The organism is Rhodococcus sp. 3258 (assembly GCF_031456475.1).
Taxonomy (GTDB): domain Bacteria; phylum Actinomycetota; class Actinomycetes; order Mycobacteriales; family Mycobacteriaceae; genus Rhodococcoides; species Rhodococcoides fascians.
In genome coordinates this window covers 503120-528884 of record NZ_JAVDUT010000002.1, presented here as the reverse complement: position 1 = coordinate 528884, position 25765 = coordinate 503120, and the positions used below count along the sequence as shown (strand labels likewise).

Genomic DNA, 25765 nt, shown 5'->3' with positions numbered 1-25765 from the left:
AACACCCGATGCGAAGGCTACAGACGGTCGCTCTGTCGACCGCGCGTGCTCCACAAGGGTTGAGCCGCAACAAGTTCAGCATCTGTTGCCGTCCGGAACGGCGACACCGGCCGGTCGACCTGCGGGTGCGCATCCTGCCCTCGGGTGGCTCGCAAACTGAGTATCACGGAGACCGCGAGAATCGACGAGATGACACCGAGCGAGACGGCGGTGGGGATGTAGAACACGTCGACCTTGAGTGCCATCTTGATGCCGACCCAGATCAGGACCAACGCCAGTCCCACCTTCAGGTACACGAATCGGTGCATCAGGTCCGCGAGCAGAAAGTACATCGCCCGCAGTCCGAGAATGGCGAATGCGTTGGCGGTGAACACCAGGAAGGGGATGTCGGTGACGGCGAAGATCGCCGGGATGGAATCGACAGCGAAGACGATGTCGGTGACTTCGACGAGGACCAGCACCGCCAATAGCGGAGTGGCCAGCGCAACGCCCCCGATGCGCACCACGAACTTCTGCCCGTAGAACGCGTCGGTCATGGGAACGTAGCGACGGAACAACCGCAGCGTACGAGACTGTTCGGGATCGAGATGCTCGTTGCGCTGACGCACCATGCGGTATCCGGTGAAGATCAAGAAGGCAGCGAAGAGGTAGAGCACCGCGCTGAAGCTGGCGATGAGGGCAGATCCCCCGGCGATGAAGATGCCACGAAAGACCAGAGCACCGAGTACGCCGAAGAACAGGACGCGGTGTTGCAACTCTCTGGGCACCGCGAAGTACGTGAAGATGATGGCCCACACGAACACGTTGTCGACCGCCAGCGACTTCTCGATCAGGTAGCCGGCGAAGTACTGCTGGCCGAACTCGGCACCGGCGGTGGCCCAGATCAGTGCACCGAATCCAACGCCGAAAGCGACCCAGATACCGGACCAGACAGCCGCTTCGCGCACTCCGATGACGTGTGCTCGCCGATGGGCGAACAAATCGACCGCAAGCATGGCGACGATGAAGCCGAGTACTGCCACCCAAGCCCAAATTGGAACGGACATGACAACCTCCAGTTCTGTGAACTGGAGGTCTCTCCCGCCCGACGTGGGCCGCTCGCCGGGCCCGGATTGCCGGGCCGTGGTGACGACGAAGCTGCTGGGGGATACTCCCCTCCTGAGGCCATACTGAACCAGGACTTCGGCCCAGGATCAAGGAAACTTAGCGCCCCACAACAGTTACCGAATTTTGAAGATCACGAACCGCTGAACGAGGAAGTTGATGACCGTCGCCGTTCCCTGCGCGACGACGAACGCCACGTTGGCGTACCAGAAGCCGTCGGGAAGAACCTGGTAGAGCCAGGTGTAGATGCCGACTTGGACGGCGAAGGTGACCCCGTACAGTGCGACGACGGCGAGGAACCGGGCACGCGACGGTGCCGCGTTGAACGTCCACCGGCGGTTGATCAGGTACGCCGTGGTGGTGCCGAGCACGAAGCCGATTGCCTTGGCCAGCGTCACCCCGACGCCGAACACGAAATGCAGGATCAGATTGACGCCCTGGTCGACGATTGCCGACAGCACACCCGTCGCCAAAAACCGCACTACCTGCGTCTTGAGATCGAGGGCCGCGTCGGCGATGTTCTCGGTCAGTGGCAGCTCGACGGGCAGCGGGACGTGATGCTGCAGCTCGTCGTCCTCGGGCGACCAGTCGTCGTTCCCGGAGCCGTCTTCGATGGAGCGATCAGGGGTGGACACGAGGACTGACATTAGCTGCTATCGCAATGCGGGTACCCTCTTGAGCGATGTCCACGACAGCCGACGACGCACTCTTCCCCCTGGAACCACAGGCCGGGAACACTGCGCCGCTACCCACGCAGACCCGCACGATCTCCGGATTCGGACGCACCGCGCGCTCGACCGGAGAGGTGCTCGCTACCTCCGACCCCGAGCTCATCGCGAACGCGGTCAAGCAGGTCGCCGAGCAGAACGACTCCAAGCCGACTTACCTCCGACGCGGCGTCATTCCACGCGGCCTCGGCCGGTCTTATGGCGACAACGCCCAGAACTCCGGTGGGCTCGTCATCGACATGACGGCGCTCAACCGCATTTACAGCATCGACACCGCGACGCGGATCGTCGATCTGGACGGCGGCGTGAGTCTCGATCAGCTGATGCGCGCTGCGCTGCCGTTCGGCCTGTGGGTACCGGTGCTTCCGGGTACCCGTCAGGTCACCATCGGTGGTGCCATCGGCTGCGACATCCACGGCAAGAACCACCACAGCGCGGGTAGCTTCGGCAACCACGTCCGCTCGATGGAACTGCTCACCGCCGATGGCCAGATCCGTCACCTGACGCCGACGGGCAAGAACGCCAAGCTCTTCTGGGCGACGGTCGGCGGCAACGGCCTGACCGGCATCATCCTGCGTGCGACGATCGAGATGACGCCGACCGAAACGGCTTATTTCATCAACGACGGCATCCGCACCGAGAGCCTCGACGAGACCGTCGCGGCTCACCAGGACGGCACCGAGGACAACTACACGTACTCGAGTGCGTGGTTCGACGTGATGAGCGCACCACCCAAGCTTGGGCGCGCAACGATTACTCGCGGATCGCTGGCCAAGTTCGACGAACTTCCCGCGAAACTGCAGAAGGATCCACTGAAGTTCGACGCACCCCAGCTCTTGACTGTGCCGGACATCTTTCCGATCAGCGGCTTGAACAAACTGTCGATGAGCATGATCGGCGAGGCGTACTACCGCATGGGCGGAAACTACACCGGCAAGGTGCAGAACCTGACGCAGTTCTACCACCCCCTCGACCTCGTCGGTGAGTGGAACAGAGGCTACGGGCCCAAGGGTTTCCTGCAGTACCAGTTCCTTGTTCCGACAGAGGCGCTCGAGGAGTTCAAGGACATCATCCGGTTCATTCAACGCTCCGGCCAGTACTCGGCACTGAACGTGTTCAAGCTGTTCGGCCCGGGAAACAAAGCTCCACTGAGCTTTCCGATGGCCGGCTGGAATGTCGCGATGGACTTCCCCATCAAGGCGGGCCTGAACGAGATGGTCCGCGAACTCGACAAGCGTGTGCTCGAGTTCGGCGGTCGTCTGTACACCGCGAAGGATTCGCGCACCGACGCCGAGACGTTCCACTCGATGTACCCGCGGATCGACGAATGGATCAAGGTTCGTCGATCTGTAGACCCCACAGGCGTTTTCGCCTCCGATATGGCTAGAAGGCTGGAGCTGCTGTGACGATAGACGCCGTAGGTAACCCACAGACGATTCTCGTTCTGGGTGGCACCAGCGAGATCGGTCTCGCGATCACCGAGGAGTACCTGTCGAAGTCTCCGGCACGCGTCGTTCTCGCTGCGCTGCCCAACGATCCGCTGCGTGAGAGTGCCGTTGCACAGCTCACCGCCAAGGGCGCGAAGTCCGTGGAAGTCATCGACTTCGACGCACTCGACACCGCGTCGCATCCGAAGGTCATCGACGCGGCCTGGGCCAAGGGTGACGTCGACGTCGCCATCGTTGCCTTCGCCGTCGACTTCGATGCCGAGCAGCTCTGGCAGGACCAGCGCAAGGCCGTCCTGGCCGCGAACATCAACTACACCGCATCCGTGTCGGTCGGCGTTCTGCTGGGCGAGAAGATGAAGGCGCAGGCGTACGGCCGCATCATCGTCATGTCCTCGGTGGCAGGCGAGCGGGTCCGTCGCTCGAACTTCGTCTACGGCTCCACCAAGGCTGGTCTCGACGGTTTCTACCTCGGACTCGGAGAAGCGTTGCGCGAGTTCGGTCCTCGGGTCACGGTCGTTCGTCCGGGCATGGTGCGCACAAAGTTCAGCGCCCACGTCAAGGAAGCGCCGATGACCGTCGACAAGGAGGTCATCGCGAAGCTCGCGGTGAACGCTTCGCGCAAGGGCACCCCGCTCATCTGGACTCCCGCACCGTGGCGTCTGGTGATGATGGTGCTGCGACACGTGCCGCGGCCGATCTTCCGCAAGCTGCCCATCTGATCTCGATGACTGACGGGGTTGCACCGGCTCGCAGAACCGCCTCTGCCGTCGGGGAGATCGTTCTCGGTGCGCTCGTCGCAGTCGTGGTGGCGACGGTCGGGCTGTACGCCTTCTCGCTGGTTCAGTGGCCGGCGTTCAACTCGTCCAACGTCACTCGCGCTCTGACAACTCTGGGCCAGGTGGTAGCCGCGGCATTGTTCGCGTCGTCGATCTACCTGTACCGAATCCGCAAGTGGCCGTGGATCGCTCGACTCTCGGCGTGGGTCGGGCTGTCCGGTTTCGTTACCGTGACCCTCGGAATGCCGTTGGCGGCAACCAAGCTGTACCTGTTCGGCATCTCCGTCGACCAGGAGTTTCGGACCGAATACCTGACGCGGCTGACGGATTCGGCGTCGTTGCGCGACATGACGTATGCCGATATCCCACCGTTCTACCCCGCCGGTTGGTTCTGGCTCGGTGGACGGGTCGGCAACCTGCTGGGTATGGACGGCTGGGAAGTGTTCAAGCCGTACGCAATCGGACTGCTTGCTGTCACGTCGGTGGTCGCTTTCGTACTGTGGAAGGCCTTGATCCGCAGTGACTGGGCTGTCGCCGTCAGCGCTGTCACGACTGCATTGGTTGTCGCCTACGCCTCGCCCGAGGCCTACAGCGCCGTCATCGTGCTGCTGTTCGCCCCGGCATTGCTCCTGGCCTGGGGCGCGTTGCATCGCCCCGTCACTCCTGTCTCCAACGGGGCTGGAGCGGCCACCCCTGTCGGGATGAATGCGACATCCAGTCGGTCAGACGGCAAGAATGGGACATTCATCCCCACGGGGGGACGCGCAGCAGGCGGCTGGGGAGCGGTAATCGGTACCGGCCTGTTCCTCGGTCTGGCCGCGACGTTCTACACCCTGTACCTGGGTCTGGCCGCGTTCACCGTCGTGCTGATGGCCTTGTTCGCCGCCGTTCTCGCCTGTCGCGAGCGCAAGACCTGGCGGGCTTTGATTCCCATTGCACTCAAAGTGGCTGCGATCGCCGTCATCTCGGGCCTCATAGCGGCGACGGTATGGCTGCCGTATCTCGTCGACTTCCTCCGCGGCGCACCGTCCACATCGGGCACCGCACTGCACTACCTGCCCGAGGCCGGTGCAACGCTTCCGTTCCCGATGTTCGAGTTCTCGATGATGGGCATTCTGTGCCTCTTCGGAACGGTATGGGTCGCAGTACGTTTCTCGTCGTCGCGTCGAGCACAGGCACTCGGAGTCGGCGTCGTCGCGGTCTACCTGTGGACGTTGCTGTCCATGGCGGCCACGGCTGCGGGCACCACACTGCTCTCGTTCCGACTCGAAGCGGTTCTCATCGTATTGCTCGGCAGCGCAGGCGTTTTCGGATTCCTCGAAGGCAGCCACGCGATCTACCAGGCCATCAACGAGCCACCGAAGTTCCGCATCGCTGCCGTCGTCGTCGCGGCCATCGGCGCAATGGCCTTCGCGCAGAACATCCCCCAGGTACTGCAGAGCGAGATCACCGTCGCGTACTCCGACACCGACGGTGACGGCAACCGTGCCGATATGCGTCCGCCGAGCGCCGTCTCGTACTACCGCGAGGTCGACGACGCCCTGACCGAACAGACCGGTCGACCGCGCGATGAAACCGTCTTGCTCACTGCGGACACCTCGTTCCTGAGCTACTACCCGTACTTCGGATTCCAAGGACTGACGTCGCATTACGCCAATCCACTGGCGCAGTTCGATCAGCGGGCCGACGCCATCGAGCGGTGGACCGAGCTCGAGACTCCCGACCAGATGATCGAGGCGCTCGACACCAGCCAGTGGCGCGCCCCCGATGCCTTCCTGTTCCGCCGCGGTGCCGACGGCTACACCTTGAGACTGGCGGAGGACGTCTACCCGAACGATCCGAATGTGCGGCGCTACACCGTCACCTTCCCCGAGTCGCTGTTCGAGGATCCACGCTTCACGGTGACCGATATCGGGCCCTTCGCACTGGTCGTACGCACTGCATAATCGCTGCGCGCGCCGGATCGAGACCGCGGCTGCAGGCCGAGTACGTCACGGCGCAAGCGGGTTACCCGCGGCAGGCGTCGGCAGCACCTGACGAGCCGTGATCTCATCGCCGCACGAGTCACACTCGAGCCTCACGTGTGCGTTGCCCCCACAGTCGCGGTGCGTGTAGTGCACGGGGACACCGTCGGGTGCCATGTACGCGTCGCCCCAGTCCTTGAAGGCCATCAGAATCGGATAGATGTCGTGGCCCTTGCGGGTCAGCCGGTATTCCGCGTAGGTGGAATCGGTCTGCACCTTGGCGAGAATGTCGTGCTCGACGAGGCGGTCGAGTCGATCCTGCAGCCGACTTCGTGAGATCCCCATGGCGCTCTGGAAGTGGTTGAAACGGCGAACCCCGGCGAACGACCACTTCAGAATCACCAGCGTCCACCGGTCACCCAGAACGGACAGAGACCTCGAAATCGAGCAGGGCACATCGGCCAGCTCCGCATGACGCATACCGTCGACCTTACCCAGCAGTCTCGAAACGAGACTATTGCTGCTACTTTGTAGTCTCGAAATGAGACCAGGGGTGTACATGGACGCTGTGACAGACGATCGAGGGCAGCAATTCTCGGCACTCGCCGGAATTCTCGAAGAACGCTGGACGTGCCGACAGTTCCGGCCGGATGCAGTGCCACGCGGCGATATCGAGCGTGTGCTCGCGCTGAGCCAGCGCACACCGTCGTGGTGCAACACCCAGCCGTGGCAGGTCATCGTGACGGAAGGGGAAGGGACAGACCGCTTCCGCCGGACACTCCAGGACCACGTCCGCGGCGGCGGCCCCGTGCAGAGTGACATCCCCTTCCCCACCCAGTACGCCGGCGACTATCGCGACCGTCGCCGTGCGTGCGGACTGCAGCTCTACGACAGTGTCGGCATCGAGAAGGGGGATCCGCGCGCCCTTGCTCAGATGCTCCGCAACTTCGACTTCTTCGATGCGCCACACGTCGCCGTGATCACCACCGAGGCCGATCTCGGCGAGTACGGAGCGATCGACTGCGGTCTGTACGTCAACACCTTTCTGCTCAGTGCACACAGCCTCGGCATCGCAACCGCCCCACAGGCCGCCCTCGCGTCGTACTCCGATTTTCTGCACGACTACTTCGACATACCGGAGCACCGGCGCATCGTGCTCGGCATCTCGTTCGGATACGCGGACCTGGAGCACCCGATCAACTCGTTCCGAACCGAACGGGCGGACGTGACGAATGTGGCCACCTGGATCGGTGACTGATCTGTACATAGGGGTGGGGCGGCGTCGCACTCCAGCCGGTGTGACCCAGCACGTTCGAGTTTTCGCCCACCGTGATCTTTCTGTAACCTCGACGCGATGACCACCCACGACCAGAGCGTTCTCGAGCGGCAGCCGACCACGGCACCGGCTCGACACTCCGGCGTCGGGCGAGGCGACATCGGGGCGGCCGTCGGGTTTCTGATCGCCGCCGTGTACGTCCTGCAGGGTCAGTGGCGCAATCTGAACGGTGGCTACCTCTACAACAGCGGCCAGGACCAGACGATGTGGGAGTGGTTCTTCTCCGTCGCCGCCCATGCCGTCGCGCATCTGGACAATCCACTGTCCAGTGACCTGCAGAATTACCCACTCGGGGTGAATCTGATGGCGAACACGGCGATGTTCGGCATCTCCATTCCGCTGGCCCCGATCACGTTACTTTTCGGACCAACGGTGACCTGGGCAATTGCCCTCACAATCGGCCTCGCAGGCACCTCGTTCGCCTGGTACTGGCTGTTCTCGCGTCAGTTGAACGCGTCCAAGGGTGCCGCCGCAATGGGCGGCGCACTGTGCGGCTTCGCGCCCGGTGCCATCTCCCATGCCAACGGCCACCCCAACTTCGTGGTGCTGTTCCTGCTCCCGGTCATCGCGATGCTGGTCACCCGCGTCGCACACGGCGGTGGAACCACCAAGAACACCGTCGGGCTCGGCCTGATCGTCGCGCTGCAGATCCTGCTCGGCGAAGAACCGCTGCTGATCTTCGCGATGTCGTTCGCCATCTTCGCCGTCGTCTACTACCTGTCCCGGCCGCGTTCCCTGTGGCCGGCCGTCCGCAATGCCGTACCCCGGCTCGCGGTGTCGGCGAGCATCGCGCTGGCCATCGTCGCGTTGCCGCTGTGGTGGCAGTTCTTCGGACCGCAGTCGTATTCTTTCCTCGAACACGGCCCGATGGGCAACGACGCCAAAGCCCTGTTCCAGTTCCCGACGCAATCCATCGGTGGCGTCGCCACCCCGGGGCAGAACGTACGGATCAACGCCACCGAGGAGAACGCCTACTTCGGTTGGCCGCTGCTCGTGCTGTGCCTCGTGGCGGCAGTGTGGATGTGGCGTGTTGCCTGCGCCAGGGCCGCGGCTGCCACGGCCATCGTCATGAGCGTGCTCTCGCTCGGCGCGACGCTGATGATCGGCAAGAACGACACCGGCATCACCCTGCCGTGGACGAAACTCGCCGAATACCCACTCGTCGAATCCGTCCTCGAGACCCGCTTCGCCCTCGGCGCGGTCCCTGCGCTGGCTCTGTTGCTCGTCCTGGCCACCGATCGGACGTTCCGCAACGGACTACGGCCGTTGCCGGCATTCTGGATCGCCGGACTCGCCCTCGCCCTCGTTCCGCTGATCCCGACGCCGCTGGTCACCGTCGACAAATCCCCCACACCTCGGTTCTTCGCCGACGGCGATTGGCAGAACTACGTCGACGACGGTTCCGTCGTCACCGTCCCTCTCCCACGGCCCGAGGACGCCCGGCCGCTGCGTTGGCAGATGGACGCGGACATGGGCTTCACGCTGGCCGCCGGATACTTCGTCGGACCGAGCGATCAGGAAGAGAAGGTCGCCAAGTACGGTGCCGTGGATCGCCCGACGGCGCTGCTGCTCGGCTCGGTCTACGACTCCGGCACCGTCCCCGAGATCACCGCTGATCAGCGCAGCCAGGCGGCGCAGGACATGAGCTTCTGGGAAGCCGACGTCGTGGTACTTCCGCCGAGCAAGAACACCGTCGCCCTGCGCAGCACGGTGACCGAGCTGCTCGACGTCCAGCCGCAATACACCGGCGGCGTATGGGTGTGGGATGTGCGCTCGCTCGTCCAATAGCATCGCCGGTGTGCCTGCGACCGCTCCGAACATCACGACCGCCCGGCTGATAGCGATCGTCACCGGCATCATCGGTGCCGTTCTGGCCATCGCCACTCCGCTGCTGCCGGTGCAGCAGGACGTCTCCACGCTGTCGTGGCCGCAGAGCTCGTTCGGCAGTGTCAACGCTCCGCTGGTGAGCTACTCCCCGCTCGATCTGGACGCAACGATCCCGTGCAGTACTGCCACTCGGCTCGACGGCGGCGGCACGGTGATGTCCACCGCTCCGATCGCGGCGGCGAAAACCGAGCAGCGAGCACTGACCGTGCGGGTCGACGACGATCGACTGCAGGTGCTGCTGCGCGATCGCGTTCTCGCCGAGGCTCCCGTATCCGACCTGGCCTCCGATTGCGCGCTGACCATCTCCTCGAACGCCGCTCGCACGGTGGTCGACCTCGGCGGCGCGGCCACCACTGTCGACGGCGACGTCCGACCTCAGGTCGTCGGCATCTTCACCGACCTCACCGCGCCGGTCGACGGTCTGAACGTGCGCGTGGACATCGACTCCCGTTACTCCTCGACCCCGACGACGTTCAAGCTGCTGGCGATGATCGTCGGCGCGCTGGCCGTCGTCGCCTCCCTGTTCGCATTGCATCGCCTCGACAGCGTGGACGGTCGACGTCACCGCCGCTTCCTGCCGTCGCGCTGGAAGACGGTGACCGGCGTCGACGCCGTCGTCGTCGGAGTGCTGGTGTTGTGGCACTTCATCGGTGCCAACACCTCCGACGACGGCTACCTGCTCAACATGGCCCGCGTCTCCGAGCACGCCGGATACATGGCCAACTACTTCCGCTGGTTCGGCGTTCCCGAAGCACCGTTCGGCATGCCGTACTACGACATGCTGGCCGCCCTCGCCAAAGTCAGCACCGCCAGCATCTGGATGCGCCTACCCGCCACGATCGCCGCACTGCTGTGCTGGCTGGTCATCAGCCGCGAGGTCATCCCCCGCCTCGGGCGCGCGGTACTGACCAACCGCGTCGCGCTGTGGACCGCAGGCCTGGTGTTCCTCGCCTTCTGGCTGCCCTACGACAACGGACTGCGTCCGGAACCCGTCATCGCCCTGGGCGCGCTGCTGACGTGGTGCTCGGTCGAGCGGGCGATCGCCACCGGACGACTGTTGCCCGCCGCGGTCGGCACACTGATCGCCGCCTTCTCCCTCGCCGCCGGACCCACCGGACTGATCGCCGTCGCCGCGCTGCTCGCCGGCCTCCGCCCGATCGTGATGATCATCGTCAAACGAGCCCGCCAAGTGGGGTTGCTCGCGGTCCTCGCGCCGCTGATCGCGTCGGGACTGGCCGTGGTGATCGCGATCTTCGCCGACCAGACTCTGAGCACCGTGCTCGAAGCGACCCGGGTGCGCTCGGCTCTCGGACCCAACGTGCCCTGGTTCGAGGAACGGGTGCGCTGGGACGCGTTGATGACCATCTCCCCCGACGGCTCGCTCGCCCGACGATTCGGCATGTTCGCGATGCTGCTGTGCATCGTCGTCTGCATCGCGGTGATGCTCCGCAAGAACGGACGCATCCCCGGTACCGCCACCGGGCCATCGCGTCGGATACTCGGAATCGTCTTGGGCGCACTGGCTTTGATGATGTTCACCCCCACCAAGTGGACCCACCACTTCGGTGTGTACGCCGGTCTCGCCGCGTCTCTCGGCGCACTGGCAGCGGTGGCCGTCACGGCGGCCACCGTCCGATCCCCGCGTAACAGAACGCTGTTCACGGCAGCGGTGCTGTTCCTGACGGCCGTGGCGTTCACCAGCTCGAACGGTTGGTGGTACGTCTCGAGCTACGGCATTCCGTGGTTCGACAAGCCGCCGTCCATTGCCGGCAAGGGCTTCTCGACCATCCTGCTCGGCCTGACCGTGCTGACCCTGCTGTATGCGGCGTACCAACATGTCCGATTGCCTTATCGCACAGCAGAAACCACCACGCGTCGACGCTTCGCCCCCTCCGCGTTGACCATCGTCGCCGGCGGTGTCGTCGCATTCGAAGTGCTCTCGTTCGCCAAAGGTGCTGTGGCGCAATACCCTGCGTACTCCATCGCGCGATCCAACTTCTCCGCACTCGCGGGCAACTCGTGCGGACTCGCCGGTGACGTGCAGGTGGAGACCGACGTCAACGGATCCGTCCTGCAGCCGATCGAACCCGCCCCGGACGCGCTGGGAGCAGGCGGCAGCACCGGATTCACCCCGGACGGCGTCGCCGAAGACCTCACGGCCGACTCCGAGGACACCGCCCAGGGCAGTGCCAACTCCATCCGCCCCGAGGACTCCGAAGAGAGCGCGTCGGCCACCTCGTCGAACTCCGCAGGCACCTCGGGCGGAACCAACGAGAACGTCGGAATCAACGGCAGCACAGTCGCTCTGCCGTTCGGACTGAACCCCGAAACGACCCCGGTCCTCGGCAGCTTCGGAGCGACCGAGCCCGCGTCACTGACCTCCGGTTGGTATTCGCTGCCTGGAGAGGGCGACCTGATCGCCATCGCCGCCGCAGGCCGAATTCGCTCGGTGGACAAGGACGGCATCGTCACCCCGGGCCAACGCGTCGAACTGGAATACGGACGCCGCGACGGCGGCGACGTCCAGGCACTCGGCCGTGTCACGCCTCTCGACATCGGCCCCGCACCGTCGTGGCGCAACCTGCGCGTACCGATGAACGACCTACCCGCCGACGCGAACGCCGTTCGCATCGTCGCCGAGGACAACGACCTGGCCGGAGATCAGTGGCTCGCCGTCACTCCCCCACGCGTCCCGAAAACTCAGACGCTGAATTCTCTGGTCGGGTCCACCGACCCCGTTCTGCTCGACTGGGCGGTCGGGCTGGCGTTCCCGTGCCAGCGTCCGTTCGATCACCGTGACGGCGTCGCCGAGGTGCCGAAGTACCGCATCCTGCCCGACCGAACCGGAGCCGAATCCACCAACGCCTGGCAGGACTCGTTCGGCGGCGGCCCGCTGGGGTGGACCGAACTGCTGCTCGGTGCCCAGACTCTGCCGTCGTATCTCGCCGACGACTACGCCCGCGATTGGGGGTCGATCGAGAGATACACGCCACTCGATCCGGCTGCCGCGACCGCCGGGATCACCGTCGAGCAACAGTCTCGGTCGGGACTGTCCAGCGACGGACCGATGAAGACCGGCTGATTCCCTGTTTCTCCAACGGATCCGGGGACGGCGCCTGTGTGACCTCGAAGTCACGCTCGCATAACATCGACAATTGTGCCCGACGTCGTGACAGATTCATCAGCTGGTCCCCCCGTCCCCGCTCCGCTCGGAGCCTCGGACGAACTTCGTGCTCAGGTACGGATTCCCAGGCTGATCGCGATGGTGGCCGGCATACTCGGCGTGCTGTTCGCACTGATCACTCCGTTCGCACCCGTCACGCAGACCACCGCGAGCATCGAGTGGCCGCAGAACGGCCTCCTACAGGACGTGGACGCCCCACTGGTGTCTCAGGCACCACTGCGACTGTCCGCAACCCTCCCGTGCTCTGCTGTGGCCGCATTACCCGCGTCAGGCGGGCTGTTGCTGGCGACAGCACCCCCGCAAGGTGAGGGTGCCGCGCTCAACAGCCTGTTCGTTCGCGTCGGCGAGTCGAACGTCGATGTCCTCGACCGCAACGTCGTCGTCGCGACGGCACCGCGCGCCGACGTCCAGAGCACGCGCTGCGCCGCCATCGAGATCACCTCGAACGACCAGTACACTTCCGCAGCCTTCACCGGACTGACCGACGAAAGCGGCCAACCCGTCCAGGGTCGGCTCGACGGCGACCTCCGTCCGCAGGTCGTCGGCATCTTCAGTGATCTCAGTGGCGCGGCCCCGGCCGACATGTCGGTCACCGTCGACGTCGACTCCCGCTTCTCGTCGACTCCGACCATCCTGAAGTCGTTGATCATGGTGCTGGCGATCGCCTGCACGTTGCTGGCCATGGGCGCGCTCGCACGGCTCGACGGCACCGACCGCCGCGCGCACCGCCGCTTCTTCCCGTCGCACTGGTGGAAGTTCACCGGCGTCGACGTCACGGTTCTCGGAGTCCTCGTCGGCTGGCACTTCGTCGGAGCCAACACCTCCGACGACGGCTACCTGCTCACCATGGCCCGCGCGGCCGAACATTCCGGCTACATGGCCAACTACTTCCGCTGGTTCGGCGTCCCCGAGGCACCGTTCGGCTGGTACTACGACGTCCTGGCCGTCTTCGCCAAGATCTCGACCGCAAGCCCGTGGATGCGCCTGCCCGCCCTGATCGCCGGAGTCCTGTGCTGGATGGTGATCAGCCGCGAGGTGGTGCCGCGACTCGGACGCGCGGTGCGCAAATCGAACGTGGCGCTGTGGACCGGCGGATTGGTGTTCCTCGCCTTCTGGCTCCCGTACAACAACGGACTGCGTCCCGAGCCGATCGTCGCCCTCGGCGCATTGCTGACCTGGTGCTCGATCGAACGCTCCATCGCCACCGGCAGACTGCTCCCAGCCGCAGCGGCCTGCCTCATCGGTGCCTTCACCTTGGCCGCCGCACCCACCGGATTGATGTGTGTCGCAGCGCTTCTCGCCGGAGCCCGGCCCATCGCTCGCATCGTGGTCCGACGTCACCGGCAGGTCGGCACCCTCGCCATGCTGGCACCGTTGGCCGCTGCCGGAGTACTCGTCCTCGTCGTCGTGTTCGCCGACCAGACCTTCGCGACGGTCATCGAATCCACCCGAGTGCGCACCATCATCGGCCCCAACGAGGCCTGGTACCAAGACTTCCTGCGGTACTACTACCTCTTCGTCCAGACCGTCGACGGTTCCGTGGCCCGCCGCTTCGCGTTCCTCGCGATGCTCCTGTGCCTGTTCACCACGCTGTTCGTGCTCCTGCGCCGCCGGCGCATTCCCGGCATCGCGAACGGGCCTGCCTGGCGACTGCTCGGCGTCGTCCTCGGAACCATCTTCTTCATGATGTTCAACCCCACCAAGTGGACTCACCACTTCGGTTCCTACGCCGGAATCGCCGGGGGGCTCGCCGCACTGACCGCAGTAGCCGTGTCGGCCAGTGCACTGCGCTCACGCCGAAACCGATCCCTGTTCACGGCCGGCCTGATGTTCGTTCTCGCACTGTCGTTCTCGGGCATCAACGGCTACTGGTACGTCTCGAGCTACGGCGTGCCGTGGTTCGACAAGACGGTCTCGCTCGGCGGCAACGAATCCGGCTCGCTGTTCCTCGTCCTCTTCGGACTGGTTCTCGCCGTCGCGGCATTCCAATACCTACGTGAGGGATACGCACCGCCACAACCGAAACCGACGTCGGCCCGCGGTAGACGCATTCGCAAGTTCGCTGCCGCACCACTGACCGTCATCGCCGGAATCATGGTGCTGTTCGAGGTCCTCTCCCTCGTCAAGGGTGCCGTCTCCCAATATCCCGCATACTCGCTCGCACGCTCCAATGTGCAATCGGTACTGGGCAATTCGTGCGGACTCGCCAACGACGTGCTAGTCGAAGCCGATCCCAACGCTGATGTGCTGAGCCCCCTGCCAGGTGAATTCGATCCCGTCGCAGGCCCCCTCGGCGGAGCCAGCGACACCCTGCGCAACTTCACCGCCAACGGGATCCCCAGCGACCTCAGCGCCGACGCCGTGGAAGTCAAACCAGGACAGGGCAATACCGACCAACAAGCCGTCGGACCCGCCTTCGAGGAAGGCCAGAGCTCGGGCACAGCAGGAGGCACCGGCGCACTGGGCGTCAACGGTTCCACCGCCGCCCTCCCCTTCGGACTCGACCCCGCCACCACACCTGTCCTCGGCTCCTACCAAGAAGGAATCCAGGAACCGGCCGAGGCCACCTCGAGCTGGTACCAGCTACCCGCCCGCAGCGACGACGCACCACTTGTCGTGTTCTCCGCGGCGGGACGTATCTGGTCCTACGACGACACCGGTGCCCTCACCTACGGCCAGTCGCTGCTGCTCGAATACGGCAAGCGCCAGCCCGACGGAAGCGTCCAGGCGCAGGGCACCTACCTGCCTCGCGACATCGGACCCGCACCCTCGTGGCGTAACCTGCGAGTTCCGTTGGCAGACATCGCACCCGACGCCGACGCCGTCCGCATCGTCGCCAACGACCCCAACCTCACCGGCGACCAGTGGCTCGCATTCACCCCGCCGCGAGTTCCGGTGATGGACAACCTGAACACCATGATCGGCAGCGAGCAGCCCGTTCTGCTCGACTGGGCCGTCGGACTCCAGTTCCCCTGCCAACGGCCGTTCGACCACCGCTACGGCGTCGCCGAGGTACCGGGCTACCGCATCCTCCCCGACCGCCCACTGGCCGTCAGCTCCACCGACACCTGGCAATCCGGCGAGAACGGCGGACCGCTCGGATGGTCCGAACTACTCGCCAAGCCTGTCGCCGTCCCCACCTACCTCAAAAACGACTGGGCCAGGGACTGGGGCTCACTCGAGCGCTACGAGCAGTACTACCCCAGCGCCGTGCCCGCCGACCTGCAAACCGGAGAAACCACGCGATCGGGATTCTACGAAGACGGAAAGCTGCGAGTCTTCGAGAAATAGTCCACCCAGCCTCGCGCGCCCCTCCGCGTGGTGTCGCCCGCTCCTTTTTGGGATCAATGTCCCTTTGTTGCACTCTGACTGACTGAATCCCGCATTCATTCGGACGGGGTTGGCGTACGGCCGATGGAGCGGGGTTCGGCACACGATCGATGGAGCGGGGGCTTACCACCGACCCCCGACAGTTTTCGGTGGACAAGACACGCCCTCGGGACATTTGTGCACAACCTCGTCGACCATCCACAGGGAACCCCTGAACGGCCGTTTTCGACGTCGAAGTGTCAGTGTCGCGTTCGACAGTCGAGGCATGAAACGGGGAGTTTGGGCCACAGACCTATCAATGCTCGAGGACGTCGCCGATCACGGCGTCGTGACAAGGGCACAGCTTCGCTCGGCCGGTGTCGCGGACGGGACGGTAGCCGGCCGATGCGCAGCCGGCGGACCCTGGCAGCACTTGCTGCCAGGGGTGGTGCTGCTGCACAACGGCTTCCCATCTCACCGACAGCGAATGGCTGCTGCCCTGGCGTACGGCGGTCCACACAGCATCCTCACTGGGAACGCGGCATTGAGTGTGCATGGCTTGGGGCCGAATCCACCGTCGAATGAAGTTCACATTCTCGTCCCGAACGAGATGCAGCGAGCATCCGTCAAATTCGTCCGATCCGAACGCACCTGGCGCATGCCCGAAGCCGTGTTCGACCACGGTCCGCGCTGCGCTCCGGTATCCCGGAGTGTCGTCGACGCGACCCGCGCACTACGCGGACGATCTCAGTGCACGGCTTTGATTGCGGAGATCATCAGACGGGGTGCGGCATCACTCGAAGAGCTGGCAATCGAATTGGCGGAGGGGCCGAGACGCTACAGCGCATCGACACGGTTGGCGATCAGGGATCTGGAAGGAAACGCTCACTCCGTCGCCGAGGCGGACGCTCAACGGCTCTACCGATCGAGCGGACTCCCACCAATGATTCACAATGCCCGGCTGTTCACCTCGGACGGTACATTCCTCGGTAGCCCCGACGGCTTCCTCGACACAGTCTGCTTCGGGTGGGAGATCGACTCCCTCGCTCATCACCTCTCGCCGATCGATCATGCGAACACGATGGCTCGCCGAGCTCTCCTGCAACGCCACGGCGCGATCGTGGTGTCACATCTGCCGCAGGACATCCGGGACGACCCCCAGCGCGTGCTCGCGGATCTTCGGGCCGGCTATCAACAGGCTCTGGCGCGGCCCCGTCCGAACCTCGTTCTTCGACGGAGCGCGACGTCGACCGGATGAATGTCTCTTGCAAGCACTTCAACTGCAACAAAGCCGCATTCATTCGCTACTGGCTCGAGGAGACAGACGAATGAATGCGGCTTTGTTGCAGTCAGAGCGACTGAAACCCACATTGATCCCAAAAGGGAGCGAAGCGACCCCGACGCAGGACCGGCGCGCTTGGCTAGATCGGGAGCAAAGAGTGCTTACGCGGACTCTTGTGTACTTCCTTGTCTTTCAAGATGTGCAGAGCCTTGCGAATTTCGAGGCGCGTCTGCGAGGGCTCGATGACGGCGTCGATGTAGCCACGCTCGGCGGCGATCCACGGCGTTGCGACATGCTCGTTGTAGAAGTTGATGAGCTGCTTGCGCAGCGCCGGAGCATTTTCGCCTGCTTCGGCGAGTTGCTTGCGACTCATGATGTTGATGGCACCTTCGGCACCCATGACGGCGATGCGGGCGGTCGGCCAGGCGAGGTTGATGTCGGATCCGAGCTGCTTCGAGCCCATCACCGCGTATCCGCCGCCGTACGACTTACGAATGACGACAGTCAGTTTCGGCACCGTCGCTTCGACGAACGAGAAGATGAATCGGCCACCGCGATGGATGACGCCGAGGGTTTCCTGGTCGACGCCGGGCAGGAAGCCGGGTGTGTCGACGAGGAAGATGATCGGAATGTTGTAGGCATCGCTGAGGCGGATGAACCGCGCACATTTGTCCGCTGCCTTCGCGTCGAGTGCCCCGGACAGGTGCATCGGCTGATTGGCGACGATTCCCACCGGACGACCGTCGACGCGGGCGAAGCCGGTGATGACGTTCTGTGCAGTTTGGGCGGCGATCTCGTGGAACTCGCCGTCGTCGAAGATGCGCAGGATGATGTCGTGCATGTCGTAACCGGCGTTGTCGGCGTCGGGCATGAACGAGTCGAGCGTGTGATCGGATTCGGTGATCTCCGGCTCGAGCCCCGGGTTGATCACCGGTGCCTCTTCCTGGCAGCTCGACGGCAGGTAGCTCAGGTAGTTCCGAATCCAGTCGAATGCGGCCTTCTCGTCGGCAGCGACGTGGTGCACGTTGCCGTTGATGGCCTGGACGCGGGCACTGCCGAGTTCGTCGAGGCTGACGTCCTCGCCGGTGACGGACTTGATCACGTCCGGCCCGGTGACGAACATGTACGCCTCTTCGGTGGCGACGACGATGTCGGTGTTGATCGGTGCGTACACCGCGCCACCGGCGCATTTGCCGAGGATCAGCGAGATCTGCGGGCACAGGCCGGAGAGCGCCTCATGGCGTCGACCCAGTTCGGCGTACCACGCGAGGGAGGTGACGGCGTCCTGCACGCGAGCTCCACCGGAGTCGTTGATGCCGACGACCGGGCAGCCCATCTTGATCGCGAAGTCCATGATGCCGGCGACCTTGCGGCCGAACATCTCGCCGACGGTTCCGCCGAACACGGTCTGATCGTGTGAGAACACTGCGATCGGACGTCCGTCGACGGTTCCGTGCCCGGTGACGACGCCGTCGCTGTAGAGGGCACCCGGATCGTTCGGGGCCTTCACCAGCGCGCCGATCTCGACGAAACTGCCGGGGTCGAGCAGCGAGTTCACGCGATCTCGGGCGCTGGGTATGCCCTTCTTGGCGCGCTTGGCGATGCCGATCTCGCCGGCCGGTTCCTTGGCCAGTTCCAGCCTCGCCCGTAGCTCGGCCAGCTTCTCCGCAGTGGTGCCACTCAAAATCTACGCTCCGGTTCTTGCAGACTCGATGTTCTCGAGCGTCTTCGACAGATGGGCCGCAATTTTTCCAATGTACGGCTCGTCGACGACCGCGAGGTGGTCGCCTCCGACGTAGACGATCTCGAGGTCCTTCACCACCGGTCCCCAACCACCGTGCTCTTCGCGGGTGGCGTATGCGGGCTCGAGGGCGATCGCGTCGTCGTGGTACTTGTCGGCGAGGTACAGCGTGACGTGCCCGCCGTACTCCTTGAGCTCGGCTGTCTGGATAGCCCGATTGTCGAGCCACGACGTCCGCTGATGCTCGATGATGCCGCCGGGAATCTTTGCTCCACTGAGCTTGACGAGATCGGTGATGATCCGGATCTGGCCCTCGTCGTCGGAGTCGACCAACTTGTCGTACGGGATCGGGTAGTCGACGTTGTACGTCTTCTTGGCGAACGCGGCGTACCGCTCCCACCGCTTGCGGACTTCGTCCTTGGTGTCGGGGATCTTGGTGCCGGGCATGACGGTATCGAGCAGCCCCACGTAGGCGACCTCGATGCCTTCCTCTTCCATCTGACGCGCCACCTCGTAGGCGAGGATGCCGCCGAGCGACCATCCGACGAACACGTACGGTCCCTCGGGCTGGATCGCCTTGATCAACGGCACGTACTCCGCGGCGCGCTTGGCAATGGGTCCTTCGACGCGCTCGAGGCCGTACATGGGCGTGCCTGCCGGCAACTTCCGCAGCAACGGCTCGTAGGCGACGGTAGAGCTACCGGCCGAGTGGAACGCGAACACCGGTGTGGCCGTAGAGCCCTCGGGACGGGCCCGAAGATTGCGCACGACACCGTCGATCTCGCCGTCCTCGAGATGCGGGCGCACCTTGTCGGCGAGCTGCTCGATGGTCTCCGAGTCCAGTACGTCGTCGAAAGTGATCTCGCCGCCGGCCCGCTCGGTCAGGCGAGCGGCCAACTTCTCGGCCGTCTCGTCGTCGAGGATCGGCAGAGTGTTGAAGATGCCCTTGGCTGATTCCTTCGTCACCACTGCCCACGTTGCGAACGTCATCCGCTCGGCGTTGTCACGTGGGGGCACATCTGATCCGGCGGCCTCGGCGAACGCTTCCTTGCCGCCCAGGTCGGTCTGCGCTGCGACCACCGGTGCGGGTTGGTATTCCGCACTCGGCACCGCGGTCTCCGGTGCGGCGACGGCCGTCTCCAACGCTTCGTCGCGTGCAGTCGCGCCACTCTCGGCAGCCTGCTCGGCAGCCTTTTCGGCGGCCTGCTTGTCTGCCAGCGCCTGCACCTCGTCGCGGTTCTCGATCGCGTAGCGCAGGTACTTCTCCACCTCGCGCAGGTTCGCATCACGCACGGCCTGCAATTGCACTGTGGGGATGTCGAATTCGTACTCGACGCGGTTCTTGATCCGAACGGCGCTGAGCGAATCCAGCCCCAGTTCGATCAGCGGCACCTCGGGAGGCAAGTCCTCGGGTGCGTAGCCCATCGACTCGGCGACGATGATCGCCAACCGATCTTCGAGCTTCTGATTGCCGTTGGGATCCCAGCGGTCACCGAACGTCTCGACGACCTCGGGCAACTCTTCCATCGGAGACGAGGACCGCTCTTCCACCGCCACAACGGGTTCCGGCCGCACATCGCCCGAGGTGACTACAGCCTCGTGCAGCAGGGTGAACGCCGAGCCCTCGTGCGCATGGACCTGGACCGACGCACCACCGAGGTGCGAGGTCAATGTGGTGACGACCGTGCCGGCCGCGGGCACCGATGCGTGCGAGACCGAAGCACCCAGAGCCACATCGGAGAACACCTGCGACGCAGCGGCGGTGACCAACGCATCGAATCCCGAGACGGCCGAGGCCTGAACTTCCCAGACGTGGCGGCCGTCGGGCAGTGCCACCCGGGCACCGGGAACGCGAGAGTTACCGCTGGAGCTGACCTGCGAGTTGAGCCAGAACTCCTTGCGCAAGTACGCAGTTCGCGGGATTGCAGCGTACGGACCCGACTCGAACAGCGTCGCCAGTTCCAGCGCATGACCGTGCACGTACAGCTGCGCCAGCGCGGCGAGGAACGTGTCTGCCTCGTCTTCCTTGCGCTTGAGCGTCGGAATCAACGTGGCGTCGGCCAGGCCGGCAGCCCACGCGGTAGCAGCGACCGACATCAGCGCGACGGGGTTCGGGGCGAGCTCCACGAACGTTGTGTGCCCGTCTCCCACAGCAACATTGACGGCCTGGGTGAACCAGACCGGGTGACGCATTCCCTTGGTCCAGTAGTCGACGCCGTGAATCGCCGCATGTCCGACGCGGTAGTGCGCCTCACGATCGACCGAGGAGTAGACGCCGGCGGTGAGCTTGCTCGGTTCGATTCCGGCGAGCTCGGCGGCGAGCTCACCGAGCAGTACGTCGACGGCTGCGGTGTGTCCTGCTCCCTTGACGTCGAGCAGACGGGCCATTTTGCCTGCGGCCTCGGCCTTTTCGACGAGGGCTTCGACCTCGCCACGGGGTCCACCGACCGTGGTGTGCGTCGGCGCGGCGTACACGCAGGGCTCCACGTTCGGGAACTGATCGGTGAGGGTCTTGACCTCGTCGGGGGTGTACTCGACGAGTGCCATGGCACCCTGCGAGGCGGCACCGAGGCCGTCCTGGCCCTCGGCCAGCAGCCGCGAGCGGGCGTAGATGATGCGGACGGCGTCTTCGAGATTGAGGCCTCCGGCGACATACGCTGCCGCGACCTCACCCATCGAGTGGCCGATGACGGCCGACGGCTCGGCACCGTGTGCGCGAAGCGTTGCGGCCAAAGCGATCTGGATGACGAAGATGGCGACCTGCGAGTTCTCGAACTCGTAGGTCTGCGAATCGTCGAGGATGATCTCGCGGATGGAGTAGCCGGCTTCGTCGACGAGCAGCTCGTCCACCTTGTCCACCTCGGCGGCGAACACGGCATTGGTTCGGTACAGCCGCGATGCCATCTTGCGGTGCTGCGAGCCGAATCCGGAGAACACCCACACTGCGCCGTTGGACGCAGGCGAGTCCGCGGAGAACACGCCCGGTCCGGGCTTGCCTGCCGCGATGGCGCGCAATCCGGCGATGGCCTCGGCCGTGGTGGACGCGAGAACCACTGCGCGCGAACGCCCGTGGTTCCTGCGGGCCAACGTGCGGCCGACATCGACGAGGGGCGTGGTGCTGCCTTCTTCGGTCTCGAGCCAGTCGGCCAGTTCCGACGCCGCGCGCTTACGACGCGACGGCAACGCCGCAGACACCGCGAGAATCACTGTCTCCGGAACACTGTCGGACTCCGCCAGGATGGTCTCGGCCTCGGCGACCGGGCTGGTGGTCTCGGCATCGAGCTGCTCCTCGTAGACGCCCTCCACCACCGCGGCCTCGGGATCCACGGCAGCGGGGTCGAATTCGGCCGAGGTCTCACCCGGTACGTACTCGCGCACGACGACGTGGGCGTTGGTGCCGCCGAAGCCGAAACCGGAGATGCCGGCGACGGCCTTGCCGGTGTACCGCGGCCAGTCGGTGGCCTCCGGGATGACCTTCAGGTGTGCTTTGTCGAAGTCGATGTACGGGTTGGGGCCCACGTAGTTCAGTGACGCTGGGAGCTTGTTCTCCTGCATCGCCAGCACGACCTTGATCAAACCTGCTGCGCCCGCGGCGGATTCGAGGTGCCCGAAGTTGGTCTTCGCGGAGCCGAGCAATGCCGGCTTGTCCGCGTCGCGACCACGGCCGACCACTCGGCCCAGCGCGTCGGCCTCGATGGGATCGCCCAGGATGGTTCCGGTGCCGTGCGCTTCGATGTAGTCCACGCCTGACGGGTTGATGCCGGCGTCGCGGTATGCGAATCGCAGTGCGTCGGCCTGTGCGTCGGGGTTCGGCGCGAGGAGTCCGTTGGAGCGGCCGTCCTGGTTGATGGCGGATCCGGCGATGACAGCGAGCACCTGATCGCCGTCTCGCTCGGCGTCCTCGAGTCGCTTGAGCACGACGAGTCCGCCGCCCTCGGAGCGAATCATGCCGTTGGCGTCGGAGGAGAACGCCTTGATCTTGCCGTCGGGTGCCAGCACACCGGTCTGGCCGAAGCCCACGGTGATCGGCGGCGCTAGCAGCATGTTGACGCCACCCGCCACGGCCAGATCGGATTCGCCGGTACGCAGGCTGCGCACTGCCTGGTGCACAGCAACCAGCGAGGACGAGCAGGCGGTGTCGACGGCGATCGACGGCCCGCGGAAGTCGTAGAAGTACGACACGCGGTTGGCGACGATGGCGGTGGAGGTGCCGGTGAGTGCGTAGGGGTGCACGGCCGGATCACTGACGGCGATGAGCTGGTAGTCGTTGGACGAGCTGCCGATGAAGACGCCGACCTGGCTGCCCTTGACCGAGCTGGCCGGGATGTGCGCGTGCTCGAGCGCTTCCCAGGTCAGTTCCAGCGCGAGGCGCTGCTGCGGGTCGACGTTGACGACCTCGTTGGGCGACATCGCGAAGAACTCGGCGTCGAAGGTCTTGACGTCGTCGAGGTAGCCACCCTTGGTGACCGTCGCGTCGACGGCTGCGGCGATGACGGGATCGGAGGTGAATTCCTTCCACCGGCCCTCGGGCAGGTCGGTGATGCCGTCGCGGCCCTCGATGAGCAGCGACCACATCTCCTCGGGGGTGTGACCGGTGCCGGGGAAGCGCGACGACAGTCCGACGATCGCGATGTCGTGGGCGTCGCCCGACTGCACGCCGCTGGTGTAGAACGCGTCGTCGACGGTACCCACCGGCTCGTCGGGTTCGCCCTCGATGATGATCTTGGCCAGAGACGCGATGGTGGGGTGCTGGTAGACGACGGTCGCGGTCAGCGTGACCCCCACCAGCTCCTCGATCTCACCGCTCAGTGCGACGGCATCGCGAGAGGACAGACCGAATTCCTCCATCGGACGGTCGTCGGAGATGGCCGACGCGGGTTGACCCGTCGCGTCTGCAACCCAGTTGCGTAGCCAATCCCGCAGTTGGGCGACCGTGAGGTCCGTCCCGTCGGCACTCTGAATCTTGTCTGTCTCTTGTTCAGCCATTACTCACCAAGCTATGTATCGAAGGAACGGGAGGCCCAGAGATCAGTCGGGTAGTTCGGCGTCCGGGAATGCCGTCTGCTGGTAACCGCCGCGCAGGGTGCCCTCGATGTAGGCGGCCTTGCACGCGCGTCGGGCGATCTTGCCGCTCGACGTACGCGGGATGGAACCGGCCGGGACGAGCAGGACGTCGCGGACCGTGACGCCGTGCCGCGCCGAGACTGCGGTGCGCACCTCGTCGGCGATCGGAGCCGGGTCTGCCTTGCCCGAGCCGGGAGCGCGCTCGGCAACGATGACGAGCTGTTCGGAGCTGTCGTCCGAATCCTTGGTCAACGCGGCACCACTGAACTCGAACACGACGTCGGGCAGCTGGTTGAGCGGCACCGCGAACGCCGCCACGAAGCCCGGCCGCAGAGCCTTGCTTGCTTCCTGCGCCGAGAACTCGATGTCCTGGGGGTAGTGATTGCGGCCGTCGACGATGACGAGGTCCTTCACGCGGCCGGTGATGTAGAGCTCGCCGTCGTGATAGACGCCGAAGTCTCCGGTGCGCATCCAGTTGGCGCCCTCGGGGGCACCCGTGGCGTGCGACCCGTCGGCGACGCGGTGGACGAGCTTGTTGTGGAAGGTTTCGCTGGTCTCGGTCTCGCGACCCCAGTAGCCCTTGCCGATGTTCTCGCCGTGCAGCCAGATCTCGCCGACGTGTTCGTCGGGCACCTCGGTGGCGGTTTCGGAGTCGACGATCGCGGCCCACTGACTCCGGGCGACGGTTCCGGTCGATACCTGCGGGATGGCTCCGGGAGCGTCGGGTGCGACGACGACGAAGTTGCCTGCGTTCAGCTCGACACGGTCGACGTAGACGACCTTGGCCTCGTCGGCGTGCTTGCTCGTCGAGACGAACAGCGTGGCCTCGGCCATGCCGTACGACGGCTTGATCGCGGACTTCGGCAAACCGTACGGGCCGAAGGCCTCGTTGAACTTCTTCATCGACGACGTGGTGACGGGCTCGCTGCCGTTGATCAGGCCGATGACGTTCGACAGGTCGAGACTCTCACCGTTCTTGGGCAGTCCGCGCTGGGCGGCGTGCTCGAACGCGAAGTTCGGTGCCGCGGCGAACGTGCCTGCTCCGTCGGAGACAGCGGCGAGTTCCTTGATCCAGCGCCACGGCCGCTGCACGAACGCGCGCGGGCTCATGATCGTGATGTATTTGCCACCGAGGGCCGGGAGGATGACGGTGAGCAGACCCATGTCGTGGAACATCGGCAGCCAGGTGACGCCGCGCGAGTCGTAGTTGATCTCCATGCTGTCGACCATCTGCAGCGCGTTGACGCCGACCGCGCGGTGCGTGATCTCGACGCCGGCCGGGGTCCGCGTCGAACCCGACGTGTACTGCAGGTAGGCGATGTCGTCCAACCCTGCATTGGGCTCGACCCACGTCTCGCCGACGCTGTCGGGAACGGCGTCGACGGCGATGATGCGGGGCCGCTCGGCAGCGGGGAGCGCGCGGAAGAACGCGCGAACGCCCGCCGCGGAGTTGCTGGCGGTGAGGATCGCGCTGGGCTTGCAGTCGCCGAGGACGGCATGCAGGCGGTCGGTGTGGCCGGGCTCGTCGGGATCGAACAACGGCACCGCGATGGTGCCCGCGTAGATCGCACCGAAGAACGCGATGACGTACTCGAGGCCCTGGGGAGCGAGGATCGCCACGCGGTCACCGGGCTCGGTGACCTGCTGCAGACGGGCGGCGACAGCGCGCAGCCGCTTGCCGAACTGTGACCAGGTCAACTCGTGCGCTTCACCGTCCCGTTCCCGGGAGTAGTCCATGAACCGGTACGCGAGCGTGTCGGCGTTCTCTTCGACGTTCGCCTCGACGTGGCGGACGAGTGTCTGCCCTTCACCGATGGTGATGTGGCCGTTCTCATCGATGAAATCATCGAACGTGTGGCTCATTTGCTTCAATCTCCTCCGACACGAATCGCTGCCACACATCGTGCGTGACCTGGCCTTGCATTGACGACGTTCATCGATG

General features: G+C 65.0%; 14 protein-coding genes. 8 read left to right on the top strand and 6 right to left on the bottom strand.

The window, feature by feature from the left end; translation table 11 throughout:
- Positions 1-17: 17 nt before the first annotated feature.
- Both J2X62_RS09990 and J2X62_RS09985 read right to left on the bottom strand, forming a co-directional pair.
- A complete protein-coding gene (locus J2X62_RS09990; protein ID WP_310180030.1) occupies positions 18-1046 on the bottom strand; it encodes a TerC family protein in 1029 nt (342 codons plus the stop codon).
- Between the two features lie 174 nt (positions 1047-1220).
- Positions 1221-1739 (bottom strand): GtrA family protein, encoded by a 519-nt coding sequence (locus tag J2X62_RS09985; RefSeq protein ID WP_080729430.1) that lies wholly within the window; start codon positions 1737-1739, stop codon positions 1221-1223.
- 47 nt (positions 1740-1786) lie between these two features.
- On the opposite strand from J2X62_RS09985, the gene J2X62_RS09980 reads away from it, so the two are divergent.
- Genes J2X62_RS09980 through J2X62_RS09970 form a run of 3 tightly spaced genes read left to right on the top strand, consistent with a single transcriptional unit; the run spans position 1787 to position 6002 of the window.
- Complete coding sequence (locus J2X62_RS09980) at positions 1787-3238, top strand: FAD-binding oxidoreductase (protein ID WP_057473073.1); 1452 nt, start codon at positions 1787-1789, stop codon at positions 3236-3238.
- On the top strand, positions 3235-3999 hold the full coding sequence (locus J2X62_RS09975; RefSeq protein WP_310180028.1) for a decaprenylphospho-beta-D-erythro-pentofuranosid-2-ulose 2-reductase: 765 nt from the start codon (positions 3235-3237) through the stop codon (positions 3997-3999). The genes J2X62_RS09980 and J2X62_RS09975 overlap by 4 nt, the downstream gene beginning before the upstream one ends.
- A 5-nt stretch (positions 4000-4004) precedes the next feature.
- Entirely contained in the window at positions 4005-6002 is a 1998-nt protein-coding gene (locus tag J2X62_RS09970; RefSeq protein ID WP_310180026.1) for a galactan 5-O-arabinofuranosyltransferase, read from the top strand.
- Positions 6003-6047: 45 nt separating this feature from the next.
- Here J2X62_RS09970 and J2X62_RS09965 read toward each other — a convergent pair whose 3' ends face one another.
- Complete coding sequence (locus J2X62_RS09965; protein WP_310180025.1) at positions 6048-6500, bottom strand: helix-turn-helix domain-containing protein; 453 nt, start codon at positions 6498-6500, stop codon at positions 6048-6050.
- Between the two features lie 79 nt (positions 6501-6579).
- Here J2X62_RS09965 and J2X62_RS09960 point away from each other — a divergent pair, with 79 nt between their 5' ends.
- The 5 genes from J2X62_RS09960 to J2X62_RS09940 all read left to right on the top strand — a co-directional run bounded on the left by J2X62_RS09960 (position 6580) and on the right by J2X62_RS09940 (position 16994).
- On the top strand, positions 6580-7278 hold the full coding sequence (locus tag J2X62_RS09960) for a nitroreductase (protein ID WP_052053690.1): 699 nt from the start codon (positions 6580-6582) through the stop codon (positions 7276-7278).
- Positions 7279-7374: 96 nt separating this feature from the next.
- Positions 7375-9144 (top strand): glycosyl transferase, encoded by a 1770-nt coding sequence (locus J2X62_RS09955; RefSeq protein ID WP_310180022.1) that lies wholly within the window; start codon positions 7375-7377, stop codon positions 9142-9144.
- Positions 9145-9154: 10 nt separating this feature from the next.
- Entirely contained in the window at positions 9155-12325 is a 3171-nt protein-coding gene (locus J2X62_RS09950; protein ID WP_310180020.1) for an arabinosyltransferase domain-containing protein, read from the top strand.
- Between the two features lie 75 nt (positions 12326-12400).
- Complete coding sequence (locus J2X62_RS09945; protein WP_032366762.1) at positions 12401-15718, top strand: arabinosyltransferase domain-containing protein; 3318 nt, start codon at positions 12401-12403, stop codon at positions 15716-15718.
- Between the two features lie 304 nt (positions 15719-16022).
- Positions 16023-16994, top strand: coding sequence for a hypothetical protein (locus J2X62_RS09940; protein WP_032366761.1), 972 nt, complete (start codon positions 16023-16025; stop codon positions 16992-16994).
- 163 nt (positions 16995-17157) lie between these two features.
- On the opposite strand, the gene J2X62_RS09935 is transcribed toward J2X62_RS09940, so the two are convergent.
- From J2X62_RS09935 to fadD32, 3 genes are read right to left on the bottom strand one after another with little or no spacing between them, the layout of a single operon-like run.
- Positions 17158-18702 (bottom strand): acyl-CoA carboxylase subunit beta, encoded by a 1545-nt coding sequence (locus J2X62_RS09935; RefSeq protein ID WP_032366760.1) that lies wholly within the window; start codon positions 18700-18702, stop codon positions 17158-17160.
- A gap of 3 nt (positions 18703-18705) precedes the next feature.
- A complete protein-coding gene (gene pks13, locus J2X62_RS09930; protein ID WP_032366759.1) occupies positions 18706-23745 on the bottom strand; it encodes a polyketide synthase Pks13 in 5040 nt (1679 codons plus the stop codon).
- Between the two features lie 42 nt (positions 23746-23787).
- Positions 23788-25686: a long-chain-fatty-acid--AMP ligase FadD32 gene (fadD32, locus tag J2X62_RS09925; protein WP_032382997.1), complete on the bottom strand. Its 1899-nt coding sequence runs from the start codon at positions 25684-25686 to the stop codon at positions 23788-23790.
- Between the last annotated feature and the right edge of the window lie 79 nt (positions 25687-25765).